The following is a 21,125-nucleotide window of genomic DNA, read 5'->3' on the forward strand; positions in this document are numbered from 1 at the left end:
GTGACTTCTTCTGAGACATCCGCCGCACGGATCGACGCCCACCACCACCTGTGGGATCTGTCCCGGCGCCCCCAGACGTGGCTGGAGCCGCCGCAGATGGCTCCGATCCACCGCGACTTCACGGTCGCCGACTACGACTCGGCCGCGGCCGGGGCGGGCGTCGGCCGGTCCGTGCTCGTGCAGGTCCTGCCCGACGCCGAGGAGACGCGCGAGTTCCTGGCGCTGGCGGCGGACTCGCCGACCGTCGCCGGGGTGGTGGGATGGGCCGACCTGACCCGGCCCGATCTCGCCGCCGAGCTCGCCGCCCTGGCCGCCTCGCCCGGCGGCGGCCTGCTGCGCGGGATCCGCCACCTGGTGCAGGGCGAACCCGACCCGCGCTGGCTCGCCAGGGACGACGTGCGCGCCGGGCTGCGGGAGGTGGCGGCGGCCGGGCTCGTCTACGACCTGCTCGTCGTGCCGCACCAGCTGCCCGCCGCGATCGAGACCGTGCGCGCCCTGCCGGAGCTGAACTTCGTCCTGGACCACCTGGCGAAACCCCCGGTCGCGACCGGAGAGGTCGAACCCTGGGCGGGGCTCGTCCGCGAGCTCGCCGCCGAGCCCAACGTGACGGCCAAGCTCTCCGGCCTGATCACCGAGGCGGTCTGGGACGACTGGGACGCCGCCGCCCTGCGGCCGTACGTCGACGTGGCGCTCGACGCGTTCGGCCCCGGCCGCCTGATGTTCGGCTCCGACTGGCCGGTCTGCCTCCTCGCCGGCTCCCTTTCCCGCTGGTCCGAGACCGTCTCGGCGCTGCTCGCGGAGGCCGGACTGCCGGACGCCGAGCGCGAGGCCGTCTTCCGGGGCACGGCGGCCCGGGTCTACGGCCTGAAGGACTGAGCGATAGACCCTATTCATCCCATGAAACATGTGTATGACACATCATCGGGATGAGGCGAACTTGGGCACGCATGTGCTCATAAAGCGGTAGATGTACGTTTCGCAGTTCCCGTAGCCGTGCCCGCGGGCCTGCCGGGACACCCGGCCCGGCAGGCCGGTTTCGTAGGGCTCCTCTGACGAGGGGCGATGTCCCCTGCCGCGTCCGGCACCCCTCGGCCGGGCGTGACGGGCCTGCGGCGCGTGCCGCCCTCCCGGCCCGGTGGCGGTGCCGGCGCTTGACGGTGGAAGGGGCGGTTCGTGCTGTCCGCCTGTCGGATAGATCCCATGTCTCCGGCAGGCACCCCCGCTTCTGGAAGTGCACCACGTCACGTCCGTCCGACCGGCCCCGGCCGCGCGGACGGACGCCGTCGTGTGTTGATCCCACGTTTCTTGATTGTTACCGCGGACAACAAACGTTACCGTCCTGTGTCTTTCACCACCTGGGCTTTGGGCTTACGTTGTCTCAAACAACATTCCCTGGAGCGGTGAACGCCGTGACCCGGCCACTGCCGTACCGGGTGGCCGGAGCGCCTCGACCCGAAGGATCTGCGAAGACGTCGGGAAGGCGCGGGCTCGGCCGCACCCCCTCATAGACCCCCAGTCAGAGAAAGGACCCACGCATCATGCGCAAGGGGATCCTCAGCATCGGCGCCGCCGCCGCGGCGCTCACCCTCGGTCTCACCGCCTGCGGGGGCGAGAGCGGTGACACCTCCGCCCAGAGCGGCAGCAGCGCCGCGCCCTCCGCCGCGGACAACGCCAAGGCCGGCAAGATCGGCGTCATCCTCCCGGACAGCAAGTCGTCCGCCCGGTGGGAGACCGCCGACCGCAAGTACCTGGAGGAGGCGTTCAAGACGGCGGGTGTCCAGTACGACATCCAGAACGCGCAGGGCGACAAGTCCGCCTTCCAGACGATCGCCGACCAGATGATCACCAACGGCGCCACCGTTCTGATGATCGTCAACCTCGACAGCGGCACCGGCAAGGCCGTGCTCGACAAGGCCAAGTCGCAGGGCGTCGCCACGATCGACTACGACCGCCTCACGCTGGGCGGCAGCGCGGCCTACTACGTGTCGTTCGACAACAACAAGGTCGGCCAGCTGCAGGGCGAGGGCCTGGTCAAGTGCCTCACCGACAAGAAGGCCGACAAGCCGATCATCGCCGAGCTGAACGGCTCGCCGACCGACAACAACGCCACCCTGTTCAAGGAGGGCTACGACAGCGTCCTCAAGCCGAAGTACGACTCGGGCGACTACAAGAAGGGCCCGGACCAGTCGGTTCCGGACTGGGACAACACCCAGGCCGGCACGATCTTCGAGCAGATGCTGACCCAGGAGCCGAAGATCGCCGGTGTCCTGTCCGCCAACGACGGTCTCGGCAACGCCGCGATCTCGGTGCTGAAGAAGCAGAACCTCAACGGCAAGGTCCCGGTCACCGGCCAGGACGCCACCGTGCAGGGCCTGCAGAACATCCTCGCCGGCGACCAGTGCATGACGGTCTACAAGGCCATCAAGAAGGAGGCCGACGCCGCCTCCCAGCTGGCCATCGGCCTCGCCAAGGGTGAGCAGCCCTCGGTGAGCGGCTCCGTCAAGGACCCGGAGGGCAACCGGGACGTGCCGTCGGTGCTGCTGGAGCCGCAGGCCATCTACTTCGACAACGTCAAGGACGTCGTCGCCGACGGCTTCGTCACCAAGGACGAGCTGTGCACCGGCGACTTCGCCGACAAGTGCAAAGAGGCCGGTATCAGCTAACCCACCCCACCCACCGGGTGCGTACGGCGGCGCGAACCCCCCAGGGGTGACCGGCTGAGCCGCGACGAGCACCGTGCGGGGCGCCCCTTCCAGGGCGCCCCGCACCGCTCGGAGCGGCGAGAGGCGGCCCCGAGGACGGCGCCGTACCGGCCCATAGATCTACGGAGAAGCCCATCGTGTCCCAGGGACCGATCCTGGAACTGCGCGGCATCAACAAGAGCTTCGGCCCCGTGCAGGTCCTTCACGACGTCGCCTTCTCGGTCCATCCGGGAGAGGTGACCGCACTGGTCGGCGACAACGGCGCCGGCAAGTCAACGCTGGTCAAGTGCATCGGCGGAATCCACCCGATCGATTCGGGCGAGTACCTCTTCGAGGGCGAGCGGGTCCACGTGAACGGGCCCAGGGACGCCGCGGAGCTCGGCGTCGAGATCGTCTACCAGGACCTCGCCCTCTGCGACAACCTCGACATCGTGCAGAACATGTTCCTGGGCCGCGAGCGCAAGAGCGGGCTCGTCCTGGACGAGGACACGATGGAGGAGATGGCGGCCAAGACCCTGGCCGGGCTCTCGGTGCGAACCGTGAAGTCGCTGCGCCAGCACGTCTCCAGCCTCTCCGGCGGCCAGCGGCAGACGGTGGCCATCGCCAAGGCCGTGCTGTGGAACAGCAAGGTCGTCATTCTCGACGAGCCGACCGCCGCCCTCGGCGTGGCGCAGACCGCCCAGGTGCTGGAGCTGGTCCGCCGCCTGGCCGACAAGGGCCTCGCGGTGGTGCTCATCTCGCACAACATGAACGACGTCTTCGCCGTGTCCGACCGGATCGCGGCGCTCTACCTGGGACGGATGGCGGCCCAGGTGAAGGCCTCCGAGGTGACCCACTCGCAGGTCGTGGAACTCATCACCTCCGGGCGCAGCGGGGAGCTCGGCATCGGGAACGGCATCGGAGCGGCATCATGACAACCGAAACGCTCCCCAAGCAGGAGAACGCCGACTCCGCGATCGGCACGCACGTCAGGGGCTACGTCGAGCGGGTGCGCGGCGGTGAGCTGGGCGCGCTCCCCGCCGTCTTCGGTCTCATCATCCTGTGCGTGGTCTTCTCGGTCCTGCGGCCGTCGTTCCTGTCGGCGCTGAACTTCGCCAACCTGTTCACCCAGGGCGCGGCGGTCGCCGTCATCGCCATGGGCCTGATCTTCGTGCTGCTCCTCGGCGAGATCGACCTGTCCGCCGGCTTCGCGAGCGGCGTCTGCGCGGCGGTGCTCGCCGTGCTGCTGACCTTCCAGGGCTGGCCCTGGTACCTCGCGGTGCTGACCGCGATGGTCACCGGCGCGGTCATCGGCCTGGTCCTCGGGTCGCTGGTGGCCAAGCTCGGCATCCCGTCCTTCGTGGTCACGCTGGCGGCGTTCCTCGCCTTCCAGGGCGTCGTCCTGCTGCTGGTGAAGAACGGCACCAACATCTCGATCCGCGACGAGACGATCCTCGCGATCGCCAACAAGAACGTGCCGCCGGCCGCCGGCTGGATCGCCACCGCCGTGGGCGTCGCCGCCTACGCGGCGATCCAGTTCGTGCAGGCGCGCCGCCGGGCCGCGCGTGGCCTGGTCGCCGCGCCCATGGCGGTGATCGCCGCCCGTGTCGCGGCGCTCGCCGTCATCGCGGGCGCCGCGGTGTACATGCTCAACCTGGAGCGCAGCCGCACGGCCATCGTGTCGCTCAAGGGCGTGCCCATCGTCGTCCCGCTGATCGTCATCCTGCTGATCATCTGGACCTTCGTGCTGCGGCGCACGGCGTACGGCCGGCACATCTACGCCGTCGGCGGCAACGCCGAGGCCGCCCGCCGGGCCGGCATCAACGTGGACCGCATCCGCATCTCCGCCTTCGTCATCTGCTCCTTCATGGCCTCGATCGGCGGCATCATCGCGGCGTCCCGGGCCAACTCGGTCGACCCCAACACGGGCGGCAGCAACGTGCTGCTGTTCGCGGTGGGCGCGGCCGTCATCGGCGGCACCAGCCTCTTCGGCGGCAAGGGCCGGGCGCTCGACGCGGTGCTCGGCGGCGCGGTGGTCGCGGTGATCGAGAACGGCATGGGCCTGATGGGCTACAGCGCCGGCGTCAAGTTCGTCGTGACCGGCTCGGTGCTGCTGCTCGCCGCGGGTGTGGACGCGCTGTCCCGCAAGCGTTCGGCGGCCACCGGCCGCTGACAGGGCGGGCTCCGCTCTCCGATCAGTCCCAGAGGCCTTCCGGGCCTCTGACCCCCACCCCCCACGGAAGTCCGAGGCCGTTCCGATGATGCGCGCAGGTCCCTCACAGGAGGAGATCCGCAAGCACAACCTCGGGACGCTGCTGCGGCACGTCCACGTGGGAGGGCCGACCTCGCGGGCCGAGCTGACCTCGCTGATGGGGCTCAACCGCAGCACCATCATGGCCCTGACGGCCGACCTCACGGCGGCCGGGCTCGTCCGGGAGGAACTGCCCAGGGACACCGGAAGGGCGGGGCGGCCGTCCCTGGTCGTCCGCCCGGAGACGGCCCGCGTCTACGTGCTCGCCTTCGACGTGGGGGTGGACCGGCTGGCCGCCGCCCGCATCGGCCTCGGCGGCGTGATCCTCGACCGCCGCGAGACCAGGCGGGAGCGCGGGCCCTTCGACCTGGCGCAGGTCGCGGGCACCCTGGCGGGCTTCGCCCGGCAGATGCGGCGCCGGACGCGGGAGGACACGATCTGCGTCGGCGCGGCCGCGGGGGTCTCCGGCGTGGTCCGCCGCTCCGACGGCGTGGTCAGGCTCGGGCCGAACATCGGCGCGGTGGAGACACCGCTGCGGGAGGAGCTGACCCGGCGCCTCGCGCTCGGCATGCCGGTGGCGGTGGGCAACGAGGCGAACCTCGGCGCGCTCGCCGAGCACACCCGCGGGATCGGGATCGGCTGCCGCGACCTGGTCTACCTGCACGGAGACGTGGGCATCGGCGGCGGCATCATCGTGAACGGCCAGCTTCTCGGCGGGCACGGCGGGTACGGCGGCGAGGTGGGCCACATGGTGGTCAACCCCGACGGCCGCCGGTGCGGCTGCGGCTCCCGCGGCTGCCTGGAGGCCGAGGTGGGGGAGCCCGCCCTGATGGAGCACGCCGGCCGGTACGGCGAGATGATCGGCAGGGACGCGGTGCGGGCGGTGGTCGACGCGGCGGACCGGGGCGACGTGCGGGCCCAGGAGGCCCTCGCCCACGTGGGCGGCTGGCTCGGCCTCGGCGTCGCCAACCTCGTGAACGTCTTCAACCCCGAGATGGTCGTCTTCGGCGGCATCCTCAGGGAGATCTACCTCGGCTCGGCGGCCCAGGTGCGCAGCCGGATCGCCACCGGGACGCTGTCGGCGGCGCGGGAGCGGCTGCGGCTGCGCACCACGGCGCTGGGCGACGACGCGACGCTGATGGGGGCCGCCGAGCTGGCCTTCACGCAGGTGCTCGCCGACCCCCTGGAGGCGCTGTCGCGTCTCGGCCCCGCCTGACGGGGACCGTCAGGCGGAACTGCCGGGCGGAACCGTCAGGCGGTCGTCCGGGCGGGGGCGCTGAAGGTGTCGCACGCCTTCGGGCCGTTGCCGATCCAGCCGCGCTTGAGCCAGTAACGGATGCTCCGGGCCTTGCCGTGCGCGGCGTCGCCGGTGATCCAGTCGAGCTGCTCCTCGAAGTCGAACTCGTCGCGGCCGAGGGAGTGCCACACGCTGCCGATGAAGGCGCCGGAGAAGCACTCGGCCTGAAGCTCGACGCGGCGGGTGAGGTCGTAGGCCCGCTTCTTGCTCACCGTGCGGTAGCGCCGGTAGACCTCCGGCAGGATGCCGGCGCGGTCCTGCGCGTAGTGGCCGTACTCGTGGGCGATGACCGTGAACAGGTTGAACTCGGTCGGGTCGGACAGCTGCGACTTGTACAGCAGGATCCACATGGTGTCGTTCTTGGGGCAGTACATGCCCGCGGCGTAGCCCGCCGGGTACTTGCCGCAGCCCGTCGGCACGCTCTTGGTGATGTAGCGCACCTTCGGCGGGGAGAACCTCAGCCCCGCCTGCCGGAACTCCTCGGCCCACGACTTGTTGAGGCAGTCGAGCAGGTGGTCGAGGTAGACCCGGTAGGTGTCCAGGTCGTCGGGGCGGCGGGACAGCTCCGAGCACTCGGGGAAGTCGAACTCGCCCGTCTTGTAGAGGGGGTTGGCCGTCAGCGCGGCCTGGCCCCTGGGCATGGGCCGGGCGGCCTTGCCCGGGGACGCGCCCGCCGTGCCGGCGAGGGAGAGGACGGTGGCCGCCGCCGTGGCCGCGACGGCGGCAGCGCGGAGGCTTATGCGAATCATGAGTGGGCATCCCCAGCGGACAGAGAAACAGGGTCACAGAAGGTGGCGAGGGGCTCGAACGCCTCAAAGCGGACTCCCTCGCGAGATCATGAGAGTAGGGCAGGAGGCGGCGACGGGTAAAGCGGAATAGATGTCGTTACGGAGAAGGTCTGTGGAGGTTCAGTGCGACCCCTGGTAACACCCGGCCTCCGTCGAACTAGACTCGATCCGTTCGATGGCGAGCGGGAAGGATGCACGGTGGGGATTCTGGAGACGATCAAGGACCCGCTCGACGTGAAGCGCCTCGAGGCCGGGCAGCTGCCCGCGCTGGCGGAGGAGATTCGCGACGTGCTGGTCTCCACGGTCGCGAAGACCGCCGGCCACCTCGGCCCCAACCTGGGGGTGGTCGAGCTGACCATCGCCCTCCACCGGGTCTTCGACTCGCCCCGCGACCCCATCTTGTTCGACACCGGCCACCAGTCGTACGTGCACAAGCTGCTGACCGGCCGGGCCGAGCGGTTCGGCACCCTGCGGCAGGAGGGCGGCCTGTCGGGGTATCCCAGCCGGGCCGAGTCCGAGCACGACTTCATCGAGAACTCCCACGCCTCCACCGTCCTGTCGTACGCCGACGGGCTCGCCAAGGCGTTCGTGCTGGGCGGCGAGACCGACCGCACGGTGGTGGCGCTGATCGGCGACGGCGCGCTGACCGGCGGGATGGCCTGGGAGGCGCTGAACAACATCGCCGGGCGCAAGGACCTGCCGCTGATCATCGTGGTCAACGACAACGGCCGGTCCTACTCGCCGACGATCGGCGGCCTCGCCTCGCACCTGTCGTCCCTGCGGATGACCCAGGGGTACGAGCACGTGCTGGAGCTCGTGAAGAACAACCTCGGCCGGGTGCCGGTGGTCGGCACGCCGCTGTACGACACGCTGCACGGAATGAAGAAGGGCCTGAAGGACATCCTGACCCCGCAGGCCATGTTCGAGGACCTCGGGCTGAAGTACGTCGGCCCGATCGACGGCCACGACGAGGGCGCCGTGGAGGCGGCCCTGCGCCGCGCCCGGGGCTTCCGCGGGCCCGTCATCGTGCACGTGCTCACCCGCAAGGGGAACGGCTACGCGCACGCGGAGAACCACGACGAGGACTGCTTCCACTCGCCGCAGCCCTTCGACGTCGAGACCGGCGAGGAGCGGCCCAGGCCGCACAGCTGGACCAACGTCTTCGGCGACGAGATGGTGAAGATCGGCGCGGAGCGGACGGACGTCGTCGCGATCACCGCGGCGATGCTCCACCCCACCGGCCTGGCGGCGTTCGCCGAGGCGTACCCGGACCGGACCTACGACGTGGGCATCGCCGAGCAGCACGCTCTCACCAGCGCCGCCGGACTCGCGTTCGGCGGTCTCCACCCGGTGGTCGCGGTCTACGCGACCTTCCTCAACCGGGCCTTCGACCAGCTTCTGATGGACGTGGCGCTGCACCGGCAGCCGGTCACGGTCGTGCTCGACCGGGCCGGGGTGACCGGCGACGACGGGCCGAGCCACAACGGCATGTGGGATCTGTCACTCCTCCAGGTCGTCCCCGGGCTGTCGGTCGCCGCGCCCCGCGACGGCGCGCGGCTGCGTGAACTGCTGGCCGAGGCGGTGAGGATCGAGGACGGCCCGACGGTGGTCCGCTTCCCCAAGGGCGCGCTGCCCGCGGACGTCGACGCGGTCGGCAAGCTCGGCGAGATGGACGTGCTGCGTGCCGGGGACGCCGACGTGCTGCTCGTCGCGGTTGGCCCGATGGCGGAGATCTGCCTGGAGGCCGCGACCCTGCTCGACGCGCAGGGCATCTCGGCCACGGTGGTCGACCCGCGCTGGGTGAAGCCGCTGGACAAGGCCCTCGTGCTCGCCGCCTCGGCGCACCGGCTGGTCGCGGTGGTGGAGGACAACGGCCGGGTCGGCGGCGTGGGCGACGCCGTGGCGCGCCTGCTGCGCGACGCGGACGTGGACGTGCCGGTGCGGACCTACGGCGTCCCGCAGCGGTTCCTCGACCACGCCAAGCGGGCCAAGATCCTCTCCGACGTCGGCCTGACCGGGCAGGACCTCGCCCGCCAGATCACCGAGGCCGTCGCGCGGCGCTCGCAGGTGATGGAGAGCCACCCGGCCAGGTTGGTGCATCCGACTGACTGATCACCATGCGTAATACCGGTCCGACCGGGAAGTCTGCAGGTCATCGACGTGAGGAGCCTGCGGATGAACGTTTTCCGGACGAAACCGGTAGAACAGTCCATCGAGGACGCCGAGGGCGGCGAGCACCGGCTCAGGCGCACGCTGAGCGCCCTCGACCTGACGGTCTTCGGCGTCGGGGTCATCGTGGGCACCGGCATCTTCGTGCTGACCGGCGTCGCGGCGCGCAACACGGCCGGTCCGGCGGTCGCGATCTCCTTCGTGGTCGCCGGGGTGGTGTGCGCCCTCGCGGCCCTGTGCTACGCCGAGTTCGCCGCCACGGTCCCGGTCGCCGGATCGGCCTACACCTACGCGTACGCCACGATCGGCGAGTTCCCGGCCTGGATCATCGGCTGGGACCTGATGCTGGAGCTGGCGCTCGGCGCGGCGGTGGTCGCCTCGGGCTGGTCGGGCTACTTCGCCTCGCTGCTGAAGAACTTCGGCATCGATCTGCCGCCGTCCCTCGCCGGTGACCACGCCGTCTTCAACATCCCCGCAGCCGTGATCGTGCTCCTGCTGACCGGGGTGCTGGTGGCCGGGATCAAGATGTCGATCAGGTTCAACGGCGCCATGGTGGCGATCAAGCTGGCCGTGGTGCTGCTCGTGATCATCGCTGGGCTGTTCTACGTCAAGGGGGGCAACTACCAGCCGTTCGTCCCGCCGGCGCACCAGCTTCCTCCCGACGAGGGGCTGAAGGCGCCCCTCATCCAGGTGCTGTTCGGCGTGCAGCCGGTCGCCTACGGAGTCTTCGGCGTCTTCACCGCCGCGGCGCTGGTGTTCTTCGCCTACATCGGCTTCGACGTCGTGGCGACCGCCGCCGAGGAGACCCGCCGCCCGCAGCGCGACCTGCCGATCGGGATCATCGCCTCCCTCGTCGTCTGCACGATCCTCTATGTGGTGGTCTCGCTCGTGGTCGTCGGCATGCAGCACTACTCCGAGCTCAGCGAGTCGGCCCCGCTCGCCGACGCGTTCCGGTCGGTGGGCCAGCCCTGGATGGCGACCCTGATCAGTGTCGGGGCCATCGCCGGGCTCACCACGGTCGTGATGACCCTCATGCTCGGCCAGAGCCGGGTGCTGTTCGCGATGTGCCGCGACAGCCTGCTGCCGCGCTCCCTCGCCCGGGTCCACCCGAGGTTCCGCACGCCGTACCGGATCACCATCGTCATCGGCGTGGTGACCGCGCTGCTCGCGGCGCTGATCCCGCTCAGCGCGATCGCCGAGCTGGTGAACATCGGCACGCTGTTCGCGTTCGTGATCGTCGCGGTCGCGGTGGTGATCCTGCGCAGGACCCGTCCCGACCTGCCGCGCTCCTTCCGCACCCCGCTGGTGCCGCTGGTGCCGATCGCCTCGGTGCTGGCCTCGGCCTATTTGATGCTCAACCTGCCGGTGGAGACCTGGATCCGCTTCTTCGTCTGGATGGCCGTGGGCACGGTCGTCTACTTCCTGTACGGATACCGGCGGAGCCGGGTGGCGAATCCTAGGAGTAAGCCCGGGGAGCCAGCCCTCGGACGATGAGCACGACGCCGACGGCGGCCAGCAGCACGCCGCTCGCGCCGAGCAGCAGGCGGTAGCCGCGGGGGGTCAGCCGGTGCCTGCCTGCCCCCACCGCCCCCGCCAGCGCCACCTTGGAACCGACCAGGACCAGGTAGAAGGCCCCGGTGAAGCCCAGCGCGTACGCCGGGGCCCGGTCCCAGGCCGCGACGAACACCGGCGAGCCCACCGCGATCCAGAACAGCCAGGGGTGCGGGTTGAGCAGGTTCACCACCACCCCGCGCAGGATCTCCCGCGCCGAGGACGGCGCGTCCTCGCCGGGCCGGGGCGGCAGCGCCGTACGGGCCTCGCGCAGCGTCTCCACACCCAGATAGACCACGTAGAGGCCACCGCACACCGACAGCACGCGCAGCAGCGCCTCCGGCAGCGCCCCGACGGCCGTCACAGCGAGCAGCACCACGGGCAGGTCCGACAGCAGCGGCACGCAGGCCAGGCGCACACCCGCGCGGAAGCCGCCGCGCAGGCTGGCCGTGATGACGAGCGTCAGCAGCGCCCCGGGCATGACGCCCGCCCCCAGCCCCAGGCTGAGCCCCATGAGTAGTTCTGGCACATGACCTCCAGATTTGTCCGCACGAGAGGCTATCGGCGGTCGGCACGCGGCCCTGCCACACGTTCCCGACCCCGTGGGCCGCGGGGAACGACATCCCGAACGATCTACCGATATGGCGGTTTATCAATTACCTTGACTTGGTGCAAAGGTGATCGATAACACTGCCGGCAATAAAGGAGTTTCGGAATGACGTTATTCCGTCACGGCGGCGTGCGGCCCGGGGGGACGCGCCGGCTTCCGGCGGTGATCGCCGCCGGGGTCGTGGCGATCGCGGCGGTCCTGGTCGCGCCCCTCGTGCCTCTCTTCGCGCCCGGGCCGGCGGCGGCGGACACGCCGTGGCTGAACGTTTCGGACGACGGCTACCTGTCGATCAGCATCCCGGCGGCCTCCGTCGAGGCCAAGGTGGGCCCGGTGTCGGAGGTGGCCGTCGAGGGGAACTTCGGTCCCTCCTCCGCCTGGGCGGAGTTCGGCCTGACCCGCCGGGGCGACGCCTGGTGGGGGGCCCTCGGCCCGCTCAAGCCGGGGCTGTACTACTACCAGGTCACGGGTGACATCACCAAGGGTCTCAAGGATCCGACGAACGCCACCACCGTGGCGTCCAAGCCTCTGTGGAGCACCTTCCTCGTCCCGGGCGACTCGGCGCGTCTGCTGGCGGACGCGCCCGAAGGGCAGGGCGGCAAGGTCGGGACCCTGACCTACCGGGTCGGGAAGGAGGAGCGGTCGGCTCTGGTCTGGACCCCGCCGGGCTACCCGGCCAAGGGCGGCAAGCCGCTTCCGGTGCTGTACCTGCTGTCCGGCCCGGACAGGAGCGCCACCGACTGGCTCGACCTCGGCCGTGCCAGGCAGATCCTCGACAACCTGTCCGCCGGCGGTTCCATCGAGCCGATGGTGGTCGTGATCACCGACGGTCGCGGTCCGGACGACGACAAGGACCTCAAGGACCTCCGCAAGGCCGTCGGGGACGCCTACCGCGTCCATGACGACCGGGAGCACCAGGCCATCGCCGGTGTGTCCGAGGGCGGCTCGCAGGCGTTGCGCGCCGCCCTGACCGGTCCCGGCCAGTTCGCCTACGCCGGCTCGTTCTCGGGTCTCCTCACGGAGATCGCCGGAGGCAGGCCCGGTCCCGGGCCGAACCCCGGTGCCAAGCTGCTGCGCCTGTACACCGGGAACGTGACCGACCCCGCCTACAACGCCACCGTCCGCCTCACGAAGGCACTGGACCGCGCCCGTGTCAGATACGAGTTCGACGGGGTCAACCCCGACGCCGGGGCGAACTGGACCGCCTGGCAGGAGAACCTGATCGATTTCCTCCCGCGGCTGTTCCGCAAGGCGCCGGATCACGGTCCGAGCGCCGGTCACGGGCGGCTGAAGGGCGAGTTCCACCCGCCGGCGCCCGGCACGACTCCGACGCCGTACGTGACGAAGGACGGCTTCGTCACCTTCGAGACCACGACGGACCTCAAGGACGCCAAGCACGTCACGGTATGGGCGAACGACGCTCCCGGCGGGAGCTGGCTGCGCGTCCCGATGTCCCGTGAGGGCGACCGGTGGCGGGCGACCATCGGTCCGCTGGACCCGTGGTTCTACTACTACCAGTGGATCGTGGACGGGGTCTCGGTCAAGGACACGTCGAACCCGGCGAAGGTGACCTCCGAGCCGAACTGGAGCACCTTCCTCATCCCCGGTGAGCGGTCGCGCCTCCTGTCGGACGTTCCCGCCGGCCGGGGCGGAAAGATCGAGAGCCTGACGTATCCGAGCACCGTCGCGAACCAGGACCGGACCGCGCTGGTGTGGACCCCGCCCGGATACGACGCCGGCCGGGCGGAGCCGTATCCCGTCCTCTACCTCCAGCACGGCAGCGGCCAGAGCTACACGGACTGGGTCGAGATGGGACGCGCCAAGCAGATCCTCGACCACGAGTTCCTCGACGGGAAGCTCGTGCCGATGGTGGTCGTGATGGGCAACGGCAACGTGCCCGACTTCGGCAAGGAGCTTCTCGACAACATCGTTCCGGCGGCCCGGGCCCGCTACAACATCTCCAGTGATCCGTCGCAGCAGGCCCTGGCCGGTCTCTCGATGGGCGGGGTGCAGACGCTCGGGGTGCTCAAGGCGTATCCGGGCCGGTTCGCCTACATCGCGGCGTTCTCGGCCTGGTTCGGCAGCGGCGACGGCGTCGACGCGGAGGCGATCAACAAGGGGACCAGGATGCTGCGCCTGTACGTCGGCGATGTGACCGACTTCGTGCAGCCGTTCTTCATGGCGTCCCTGCCCACCTTGGACGGTCTCGGCATCCGCTACGAGTTCGACGGGGTGACCCCCGGTCCGCACGGCTGGGACGTGTGGCAGAAGAACCTCATCGACCTGGCGCCACGTCTGTTCAGGCGCTGACCCTCGGCTCCACGCGGCGCGGTCACCAGGGTGACCGCGCCGCGTCCGCGTTTGTGCCCGTCCACAAACCATCCTCGATCTTCCGTCGGCACACCAATTGCCGGTCCCTTCGCTCCTCCTGCAGACTTGCCGATCCATGGCCCCTGACCTGGGGCTTCGCAGTGGAGTGAAAGGATCGGGTATGACCGTGCCCCGGGGGCCCGCCGACTCGTCCCGGGTTCCGCGATTCGCCGGACCGGCCACCTTCGCGCGGCTGCCGCGCCTGGACGAGGTCGGCCACGCGGACGTCGCGGTGGTGGGCGTGCCGTTCGACAGCGGGGTCTCCTACCGCCCCGGCGCCCGGTTCGGCCCCTCGGCCGTCCGGGAGGCCAGCCGGCTGCTCCGGCCGTACCACCCGGGCCTGGACGTCTCGCCGTTCGCGGCGATGCAGGTGGCCGACGCGGGGGACATCGCGTGCAACCCGTTCGACATCCACGAGGCCGTCGAGACGATCGACGAGGCGGCGTCCGGGCTCATGGAGGGCGGCACCCGGCTCGTCACGGTCGGCGGCGACCACACGATCGCGCTGCCGCTGCTGCGCGCCGCCGCCCGGCGGCACGGCCCGGTCGCGCTGCTGCACTTCGACGCCCACCTCGACACCTGGGACACCTACTTCGGGGCCGAGTACACGCACGGCACGCCGTTCCGGCGGGCGGTCGAGGAGGGCATCCTCGACACCGAGGCCGTCTGCCACGTCGGCACCCGCGGCCCGCTGTACGGCAAGAAGGACCTGGAGGACGACCGGCGCCTCGGCTTCGGCATCGTGACCAGCGCCGACGTCATGCGCCGGGGCGTGGACGAGGTGGCCGGCGCGCTGCGGGAGCGCATCGGCGGCCGCCCGCTCTACGTCTCGGTCGACATCGACGTGCTCGACCCGGCGCACGCGCCCGGCACGGGGACCCCGGAGGCCGGTGGCCTGACCAGCCGCGAACTGCTGGAGATCCTGCGCGGCCTGACCGGGTGCGACATCGTCGGCGCGGACGTGGTCGAGGTCGCCCCGGCCTACGACCACGCCGAGATCACCTCGGTCGCGGCCTCCCACGTGGCGTACGACCTGATCAGCCTGCTCGCACTCAAGGAGGAGCGGTGAGCGACACGAACGCGGCGACGGGTCTTCCCGCCGCCTTCGCCTGGTCCCCGAAGGGCTGGCCCTCGGAGCGTGCGTTCGCCACGCCGGACGCGGCCGAGGTGTGGTGTTACACCGACCGGTTCTCGTACTTCCCCGGGGAGACCGTCCGCTTCCACCTCAGCGCGAGCGTCCCGTCCTTCGACCTGGAGGTGATCCGCGACGGGCTGGAGCCCCGCGTGGTGTGGTCGCGGCGCGGGCTGTCGGCGGGCTGGTTCGAGGCGCCGGCCGACGCCCACGCCGCCGGCTGCGGCTGGCCGGTGGGGCTGGAGCTGGAGATCCCGGACGACTGGCGGAGCGGCTTCCACATCGTCACGGTGCGCGCGGTCACGCCGTCCGGCGAGCTGTGGGAGCGCGAGCACTTCTTCGTCGTCAAGGCCCCGGCCGGGCGGCGTGCCCCGGCCGCGCTCGTGCTGACCACCAGCACGATGCTGGCCTACAACGACTGGGGCGGCGCCAACCACTACCGCGGACTGGGCGACGATCCGCGTTCCGACAACGGGTCGCCGCTGGCCTCGACGCAGCGTCCGATCGCCCGGGGAATGATCCGCAAGCCCGCGGGCGCGCCGCGGGAGGCCAACCCCGGTACGCTGCCGATGCACGGCGCTCCCCGTTACCCGTCGTACGAGTGGGCGCGCCTGTTCGGGTACAGCCGCCACCACGCCGACGCGTTCTGGGCGACGTACGAGCGGCACTTCGCGGTGTGGGCCGAGCGCCACGGGTACGAGATCGACTACCTGACCCAGCACGACCTGCACTTCGACCCCCAGGCGCTGGACGGGTACTCCTGCGCGATCGTCGTGGGACACGACGAGTACTGGTCGTGGCGGATGCGCGACACGGTCGACGCGTTCGTCGACGAGGGCGGCAACCTGGCCAGGTTCGGCGGCAACTACCAGTGGCAGGTCCGGCTCGGCGACGACGGGACCACGCAGTACTGCTACCGGCTGCCGTCGCTGGACCCCGAGGCCGCCACGACGCCGCACCTCGCCACCACGGTGTGGGAGGCGAAGTCGGTCGGCCGGCCGGGCGCCACCACCATCGGGCTCAACGGACTCGGCGGGATCTACAACCGCTACGGGGTCGCCACCCCCCGCTCGTCCGGAGGCTTCACGGTCTACCGGCCGCACCACTGGGCGCTGGAGGGGACCGACCTCTACTACGGCGACCTGCTCGGCGGGCCCCCGTACTTCCTCGCGGCCTTCGAGCTCGACTCGGTCGAGTACACGTTCCGGCGCGGGTTGCCGTACCCGACGTTCGAGGACGGCGCCCCCGAGACGCTGGAGATCCTGGCCCTCGCGCCGGCCGTACGCGGGGAGGAGGACCGCTTCGGCGGCCGGGTGCCGATCGGCGGGCCGGAGGAGGAGGTCTACAACTACAACGCGGACCTCGGCGACGACCTGCCCGGCTACGTGCACGAGGGGGAGATGCGGGGCGCCGGGATGATCGCGGCGTTCACCCGCGGGGACGGCGAGGTCTTCAACGGCGGCACCACCGAGTGGTCACACGTGCTCAGCCTCGGCGACCCCTTCGTCGAGCGCATCACGCACAACGTCCTGCGCCGCTTCGGCCTGCGCAGCCGCTTCGAGAACCAGAAGGGAGCCGCATCGTGAGCGACGGGCAGACCCCCGTGGGCATCGACGCCGTCCGCGTCGTCTCCGCGGCGAACGGCGAACGCTTCGTGCCCCCGCTGGGCGACTACCATGTGCTGTCCGCCGAGTGGACGGAGGCGGAGTTCCGCGTCTTCGGCGGCGCCGCGAGCGCGTTCACCGGCGGTTACTGGACGGGCGAGCCCGGCGCCATACGGTTCGACTCCTGGCCCTACGACGAGATCTGCTTCATCCTCAAGGGCCGCGTGGCCGTGCAGGACGACTCCGGCCGGCGCAAGGAGTTCGGACCGGGGGAGTCGTTCCACATCCCCCAGGGCTTCCGCGGTGACTGGATCACCCTGGAGCCGAGCGAGAAGGTCTTCGTCGCGGTCAGCCGCTGAGCTCCCCCTTCCCGCCTTCGGGCCCACCCGCCCTCTCCTCCCCACCTGCCTTCCTCCCAGCCCGCAGTAAGGAGCCCCCACCATGCCCGGTCGTCCTCCCGACAGCTCCGCGAACGCCCCCGGTTCCCAGGTCGGCTCCCTGGCCGGCAACGCCATGGGGACCAAGGACCTCGTCTTCACGGTCCTCGCCGCGCTGGCGCCGCTGACGCTCATCGTCGCGGTCGCCCCCCTGCACTTCCTCAAGGGCGGCGCCGCCGTCCCCGGCGGCTACCTGGTCGCCGGGGTGGTCATGGCGCTGTTCGCCGTCGGTTTCATGACCATGAGCCGGTACGTCCGCAACGCCGGGGCCTTCTACGCCACCGTCTCGCGCGGGCTGGGCAAGCCGGCGGGGTCGGGCGCGGCCATGCTCGCCATCGTCGCCTACAACGCCCTGCAGATCAGCACGTACGGCGCGCTCGGCGTCTACGCCACCGAGACGTTCAAGAACTACTTCCACCGCGACGTGCCGTGGTGGGTGTTCGCGATCGTCGGCCTGGTCTTCGTGGGATGGCTCGGCTACCGGGGCATCCACACCAGCGCCCGGATCCTCGGGGCGCTGCTGGTGCTGGAGACGGCCGTGCTCGTCGTGCTGGCGGTCTACGTCCTGGTGAAGGGCGGCGCCGGGAACTGGTCCGCCGAGTCGTTCGCCCCCACGAGGGTGTTCGACCCGGGCAACGGAGCGATGTTCGCCCTGGTCGCCGGGGCGTTCATGGGCTTCGAGGCCACCGCGATCTTCAGCGAGGAGGCGCGGGGCGGCATCCGCACGGTCCGCCGGGCGACCTACATCGCGGTCGGGTTCATCGCCGTCTTCTACGCCTTCATCACCTGGGTCGTCGTCATGGCGTACGGCGTCGACAAGATCGCGGCCGCGGCCGAGGCCGACCCCGTCAACCTCGTCGTCGCCGTCTTCGACAGGTACGTGCCCGCCCCGATCACCGAGGTGATGCACATCCTGTTGCTGACCAGCGCGTTCGCCGCGCTGCTCGCGCTGCACAACGCGGCCAACCGTTACTTCTACGCGATGGGACGGGAGGGCCTGCTGCCCCGCCCGCTGGGCCGTACCCACCCGCGGACCAAGGCGCCGTGGACGGCCGGGCTCGTGCAGACCGTGCTGGCGGCCGCGGCGATCGTCGTGTTCGCGGTCTTCGGGATCGACCCCTACCTGGGGCTGCTGCTGTGGGGCAGCGCCCTCGGGTTCCTCGGGATCATCTGCCTGTGGGCGCTGTGCTCCCTGGCGATCATCCGCTTCCTGCGCCGGGAGGCGCCCGAGGCCGGGATCTTCCGTACCACGATCGCCCCCGGGCTCAGCTTCGCCGCCCTGGCCGTGGTGCTCTTCCTCGTCCTGAGCAACCTGCCGCTGCTGACCGGCGCCGGCACCGCCACCAACCTCCTGATCGTCGGTCTGGGCGTGGCCGCCGTCGTGGCCGGCGTGGCCAGGGCCCTCTACCTGCGGGCCCGCGCACCCCGGCTGTACGCCGGGCTGGCCCAGACGTCCGTCGACGAGCCGCCCGCAGGGCGGAGAGAGCCTGTCACCGGAAATGCCTGATCACGACACGTCGCCCGCGGGCCGGGGCTACCGTCCGCTCGACCTCGCCGGTGTGTTCAACGTGCCCCGTTCTGTCCTCGACGACGGCGACTCCTATCCGCTCGGCGCGCGCACGCTCTACGGCCTGCCGTTCCTCTTCGGCGACGAACGGGACGCCGGGGCGGCCCTGCTCCGCGTCGGCGGCCCGCACCCGGCGGCCGTCACCATCCCGGTCGGCCGCGCGGTCACCTGGCTGGTGGTCGCCCACGCCCTGGAGTCACCGGACCTGTTCGACGGACAGGCGGTCGGCGGGACCTGCGGCCACTACACACTCGTCTACGACGACGGGAGCACCGAGCGGCTGCCGGTGCGCCAGCGCATGGAGATCGGGCCCACGCCGCGGCTGTGGAGCGACCGCGCCATCCCGCTCGACTGGGGCCAGACCCCGTTCCTGGCCGTACCCGACGCCCAGCACCGGCTGATGCCGCGTACCCACGGGCGTTTCGACGCCGCCGGGGCGCGGTTCGTCGACATCGACGACCCGCAGGCGCGGTCGCCGTACGTCCTGCCCTACCGGTTCTACCTGTGGCCCTGCCGCAACCCCCGGCCCGGCCGCACGGTCCGCGCGCTGGAGATCCGGTCGGCGGGCCCGGCCATCCTCGTCGGTGCGGTGACCACGAGCGACCTCGACGAGGACCCCTTCGGGCGTACGGTGTGGCGCGACGTCCTGCTCGACCTGGACCCCTCGGCGGGACCGATCGCGGAGGACCTGGCGGTGACCGTCGACCGGGGATCGGCGACCTACGTCTACCGCACGACCGGCTCCGGCTCCGGCGACGCGGCCGCCGAGGGTACGCCGGCCTGGGGGACGCCGGAGGGGGAGCACCACCAGGGCTACGTACGCGTCGCGGCCAATCCCTCGGCGCGGCTGACGCTCACCCGCGGAGAGACCGTGATCAGCACCTGCGGATGGGGCGAGCTGCTCGCCGCCGGGCGGCACGGCGACGGAGGGGTCACCTGGCGGGTCCCCGACGCCGGGCGGGCCTGGGTGCGCACCACGGTCAGGGACGCGGCCACGGGTGAGCCGATCCCGTGCCGGATCCACTTCCGGTCCGCCGACGGCGTGCCCTACCCTCCCCATGGCCATCACGGTCACATCAACTCCGACGGCAACACCTGGAACCTCGACATCGGCGGGGACGTCCGCCTCGGCACCACGACGTACTCCTACATCGACGGCACCTGCGAGGGCTGGCTGCCTCTGGGGGAGGTCACGGTCGAGGCGGCTCGCGGGTTCGAGTACGAGCCGTTGCGCACGACGGTCACCATCCGGCCGGACCAGGCCGAACTCGAGCTGACGCTGACCAGGGTGACCGACATGGCCGCGGAGGGCTGGTACAGCGGCGACACCCACGTGCACTTCGTCTCGACCCTCGGCGCGGAGCTGGAGGCCCGCGGCGAGGACGTCCGGGTCACCAACCTGCTCCTCAGCCAGTGGGGGCACCTGTTCACGAACACCGAGGAGTTCACCGGCCGCCCGCACACCTCGCACGACGGGCACACGCACGTGTTCGCCGGCCAGGAGAACCGCAGCGGCATGCTCGGCCACATCAACCTGCTCGGCCTGCGCCGCCCGATCATGCCGTGGTGCACCGGCGGCGCGGAGGAGTCGGAACTCGGCGGCGGCCTGGAGACCACGCTGTCCCACTGGGCCGACGAATGCCGCGAGCAGGACGGCACCGTCGTGCTGGCGCACTTCCCCGTGCCCAACGGCGAGGCGGCCGCGCTGCTCGCCACCGGCCGGCTCGACGCCGTCGAGATGATCGCGTACGACCCGTACAACATCCGGGAGTACTACCGCTATCTCAACGCGGGCTACCGGATCACCCTGGTGGGCGGCACCGACAAGATGAGCAGCGAGGTCCCGATCGGCCTCATCCGCACGTACGCGCAGGTGCCGGCCGAGGAGGAGTTCGACTACTGGAGCTGGTGCCGGGCCGTCCGGCGGGGAGCCACCTTCGCCACCAGCGGTCCGCTCCTGTGGCTCGGCGTCAACGGCCGTCAGCCGGGCGAGGAGACCCACGTGCCCGCGAGCGGCACCGTCCACGTCGGCGCCCGCGTCGAGTCGATCTTCGACGTCGACCGGCTGGAGATCGTGGTCAACGGCCACGTCGTCGCCGAGCGGAGGGTCGAGACTCCCGGCCGTACGCTGGAACTGACCGCGGACGTGCCGGTGACGGAGGACAGCTGGATCGCCGCGCGCTGCTACGGGCCGGGCGCCGGAGTCGCCCGCCACCACGACGTGTGGGCCAGGCCGATCATGGCGCACACGTCGCCGGTCTACGTGCGTACGGGCGAGGAGTATGCGCGATCCGACGCGGACACGATCGACCACATGCTGAACCTCGTCGACGGCTCCCTCGCGTACATCGACGAGCGCAGCCGTCGCCTGTGGCCCGGCCAGGTCTGCCATCGGCACGGGCAGGAGGATCACCTTGCCTTCCTCCGGGCGCCGTTCCTGCAGGCGCGCGACCTGCTGCTGAAGCGCAAGGAGGCCGGCTGAGGGCCCGCGCCGTCTCGCCCGGGAACCGCCAGGGAGCGGATCTCGGGCGGCTGGCCATCGAGCACGACTTCTCGCACGTCGCGCCGGTAACTCCAGGCAATCCGGGCGCGGGGTGCTCATGCCCGGCGGGGCCGCGATGCCGGTTACACCACCTACTCCGCCTACCGCCACGCGGCCTGAGCCGTCGCG

The 21,125-nt window shown here is 71.1% G+C and carries 15 protein-coding genes; 13 read left to right on the forward strand and 2 right to left on the reverse strand.

The window, feature by feature from the left end; genetic code table 11:
• The 5 genes from FED44_RS05620 to FED44_RS05640 all read left to right on the forward strand — a co-directional run bounded on the left by FED44_RS05620 (position 1) and on the right by FED44_RS05640 (position 6,148).
• The gene (locus FED44_RS05620; protein ID WP_208758847.1) at positions 1-876 is read left to right on the forward strand and encodes an amidohydrolase family protein; all 876 of its coding nucleotides are present in this window, start codon (positions 1-3) and stop codon (positions 874-876) included.
• Positions 877-1,538: 662 nt separating this feature from the next.
• A complete protein-coding gene (locus tag FED44_RS05625) occupies positions 1,539-2,663 on the forward strand; it encodes a sugar ABC transporter substrate-binding protein (RefSeq protein ID WP_111698044.1) in 1,125 nt (374 codons plus the stop codon).
• Positions 2,664-2,839: 176 nt separating this feature from the next.
• Positions 2,840-3,616, forward strand: a complete 777-nt coding sequence (locus FED44_RS05630; protein ID WP_111698043.1) for an ATP-binding cassette domain-containing protein — start codon at positions 2,840-2,842, stop codon at positions 3,614-3,616.
• Positions 3,613-4,854 carry a sugar ABC transporter permease gene (locus tag FED44_RS05635; protein WP_111698042.1) on the forward strand — a complete coding sequence of 414 codons (1,242 nt, stop codon included), beginning with the start codon at positions 3,613-3,615 and terminating at the stop codon, positions 4,852-4,854. The genes FED44_RS05630 and FED44_RS05635 overlap by 4 nt, the downstream gene beginning before the upstream one ends.
• Positions 4,855-4,942: 88 nt before the next feature.
• Positions 4,943-6,148 carry an ROK family transcriptional regulator gene (locus FED44_RS05640; RefSeq protein WP_111698095.1) on the forward strand — a complete coding sequence of 402 codons (1,206 nt, stop codon included), beginning with the start codon at positions 4,943-4,945 and terminating at the stop codon, positions 6,146-6,148.
• A gap of 35 nt (positions 6,149-6,183) precedes the next feature.
• On the opposite strand, the gene FED44_RS05645 is transcribed toward FED44_RS05640, so the two are convergent.
• Entirely contained in the window at positions 6,184-6,978 is a 795-nt protein-coding gene (locus FED44_RS05645) for a neutral zinc metallopeptidase (protein WP_138459985.1), read from the reverse strand.
• A gap of 237 nt (positions 6,979-7,215) precedes the next feature.
• Between FED44_RS05645 and dxs the strand changes: the two genes are divergently transcribed.
• Both dxs and FED44_RS05655 read left to right on the forward strand, forming a co-directional pair.
• Complete coding sequence (gene dxs, locus FED44_RS05650; protein WP_111698040.1) at positions 7,216-9,129, forward strand: 1-deoxy-D-xylulose-5-phosphate synthase; 1,914 nt, start codon at positions 7,216-7,218, stop codon at positions 9,127-9,129.
• 63 nt (positions 9,130-9,192) lie between these two features.
• Positions 9,193-10,680, forward strand: a complete 1,488-nt coding sequence (locus FED44_RS05655) for an amino acid permease (RefSeq protein WP_111698039.1) — start codon at positions 9,193-9,195, stop codon at positions 10,678-10,680.
• Here FED44_RS05655 and FED44_RS05660 read toward each other — a convergent pair.
• A complete protein-coding gene (locus FED44_RS05660; protein WP_138459986.1) occupies positions 10,643-11,266 on the reverse strand; it encodes a LysE family translocator in 624 nt (207 codons plus the stop codon). The two genes, FED44_RS05655 and FED44_RS05660, sit on opposite strands and share 38 nt — an antisense overlap.
• Before the next feature lie 186 nt (positions 11,267-11,452).
• Between FED44_RS05660 and FED44_RS05665 the strand changes: the two genes are divergently transcribed.
• The 6 genes from FED44_RS05665 to FED44_RS05690 all read left to right on the forward strand — a co-directional run bounded on the left by FED44_RS05665 (position 11,453) and on the right by FED44_RS05690 (position 20,936).
• Complete coding sequence (locus tag FED44_RS05665) at positions 11,453-13,654, forward strand: alpha/beta hydrolase (protein ID WP_138459987.1); 2,202 nt, start codon at positions 11,453-11,455, stop codon at positions 13,652-13,654.
• 181 nt (positions 13,655-13,835) lie between these two features.
• Positions 13,836-14,783: an agmatinase gene (gene speB, locus FED44_RS05670; protein WP_111698035.1), complete on the forward strand. Its 948-nt coding sequence runs from the start codon at positions 13,836-13,838 to the stop codon at positions 14,781-14,783.
• Entirely contained in the window at positions 14,780-16,432 is a 1,653-nt protein-coding gene (locus FED44_RS05675; protein WP_138459988.1) for a N,N-dimethylformamidase beta subunit family domain-containing protein, read from the forward strand. The genes speB and FED44_RS05675 overlap by 4 nt, the downstream gene beginning before the upstream one ends.
• On the forward strand, positions 16,429-16,809 hold the full coding sequence (locus FED44_RS05680; protein ID WP_208758848.1) for a cupin domain-containing protein: 381 nt from the start codon (positions 16,429-16,431) through the stop codon (positions 16,807-16,809). The genes FED44_RS05675 and FED44_RS05680 overlap by 4 nt, the downstream gene beginning before the upstream one ends.
• A gap of 82 nt (positions 16,810-16,891) precedes the next feature.
• Positions 16,892-18,394 carry an APC family permease gene (locus FED44_RS05685; RefSeq protein WP_138459989.1) on the forward strand — a complete coding sequence of 501 codons (1,503 nt, stop codon included), beginning with the start codon at positions 16,892-16,894 and terminating at the stop codon, positions 18,392-18,394.
• Positions 18,387-20,936, forward strand: coding sequence for a CehA/McbA family metallohydrolase (locus FED44_RS05690; RefSeq protein WP_138459990.1), 2,550 nt, complete (start codon positions 18,387-18,389; stop codon positions 20,934-20,936). The genes FED44_RS05685 and FED44_RS05690 overlap by 8 nt, the downstream gene beginning before the upstream one ends.
• Positions 20,937-21,125 lie beyond the last annotated feature (189 nt).

The sequence above is a fragment of the Microbispora triticiradicis genome (genome assembly GCF_005864065.1).
Classification (GTDB): domain Bacteria; phylum Actinomycetota; class Actinomycetes; order Streptosporangiales; family Streptosporangiaceae; genus Microbispora; species Microbispora triticiradicis.

Bases quoted from the DNA above. Each gene is read 5' to 3' on its own strand.
- FED44_RS05625 (WP_111698044.1), top strand. From the start codon at position 1,539: ATGCGCAAGGGGATCCTCAGCATCGGCGCCGCCGCCGCGGCGCTCACC.
- FED44_RS05635 (WP_111698042.1), top strand. From the start codon at position 3,613: ATGACAACCGAAACGCTCCCCAAGCAGGAGAACGCCGACTCCGCGATC.
- FED44_RS05640 (WP_111698095.1), top strand. From the start codon at position 4,943: ATGCGCGCAGGTCCCTCACAGGAGGAGATCCGCAAGCACAACCTCGGG.
- FED44_RS05645 (WP_138459985.1), bottom strand. From the start codon at position 6,978: ATGATTCGCATAAGCCTCCGCGCTGCCGCCGTCGCGGCCACGGCGGCG.
- FED44_RS05655 (WP_111698039.1), top strand. From the start codon at position 9,193: ATGAACGTTTTCCGGACGAAACCGGTAGAACAGTCCATCGAGGACGCC.
- FED44_RS05665 (WP_138459987.1), top strand. From the start codon at position 11,453: ATGACGTTATTCCGTCACGGCGGCGTGCGGCCCGGGGGGACGCGCCGG.
- speB (WP_111698035.1), top strand. From the start codon at position 13,836: ATGACCGTGCCCCGGGGGCCCGCCGACTCGTCCCGGGTTCCGCGATTC.
- FED44_RS05685 (WP_138459989.1), top strand. From the start codon at position 16,892: ATGCCCGGTCGTCCTCCCGACAGCTCCGCGAACGCCCCCGGTTCCCAG.
- FED44_RS05690 (WP_138459990.1), top strand. From the start codon at position 18,387: ATGCCTGATCACGACACGTCGCCCGCGGGCCGGGGCTACCGTCCGCTC.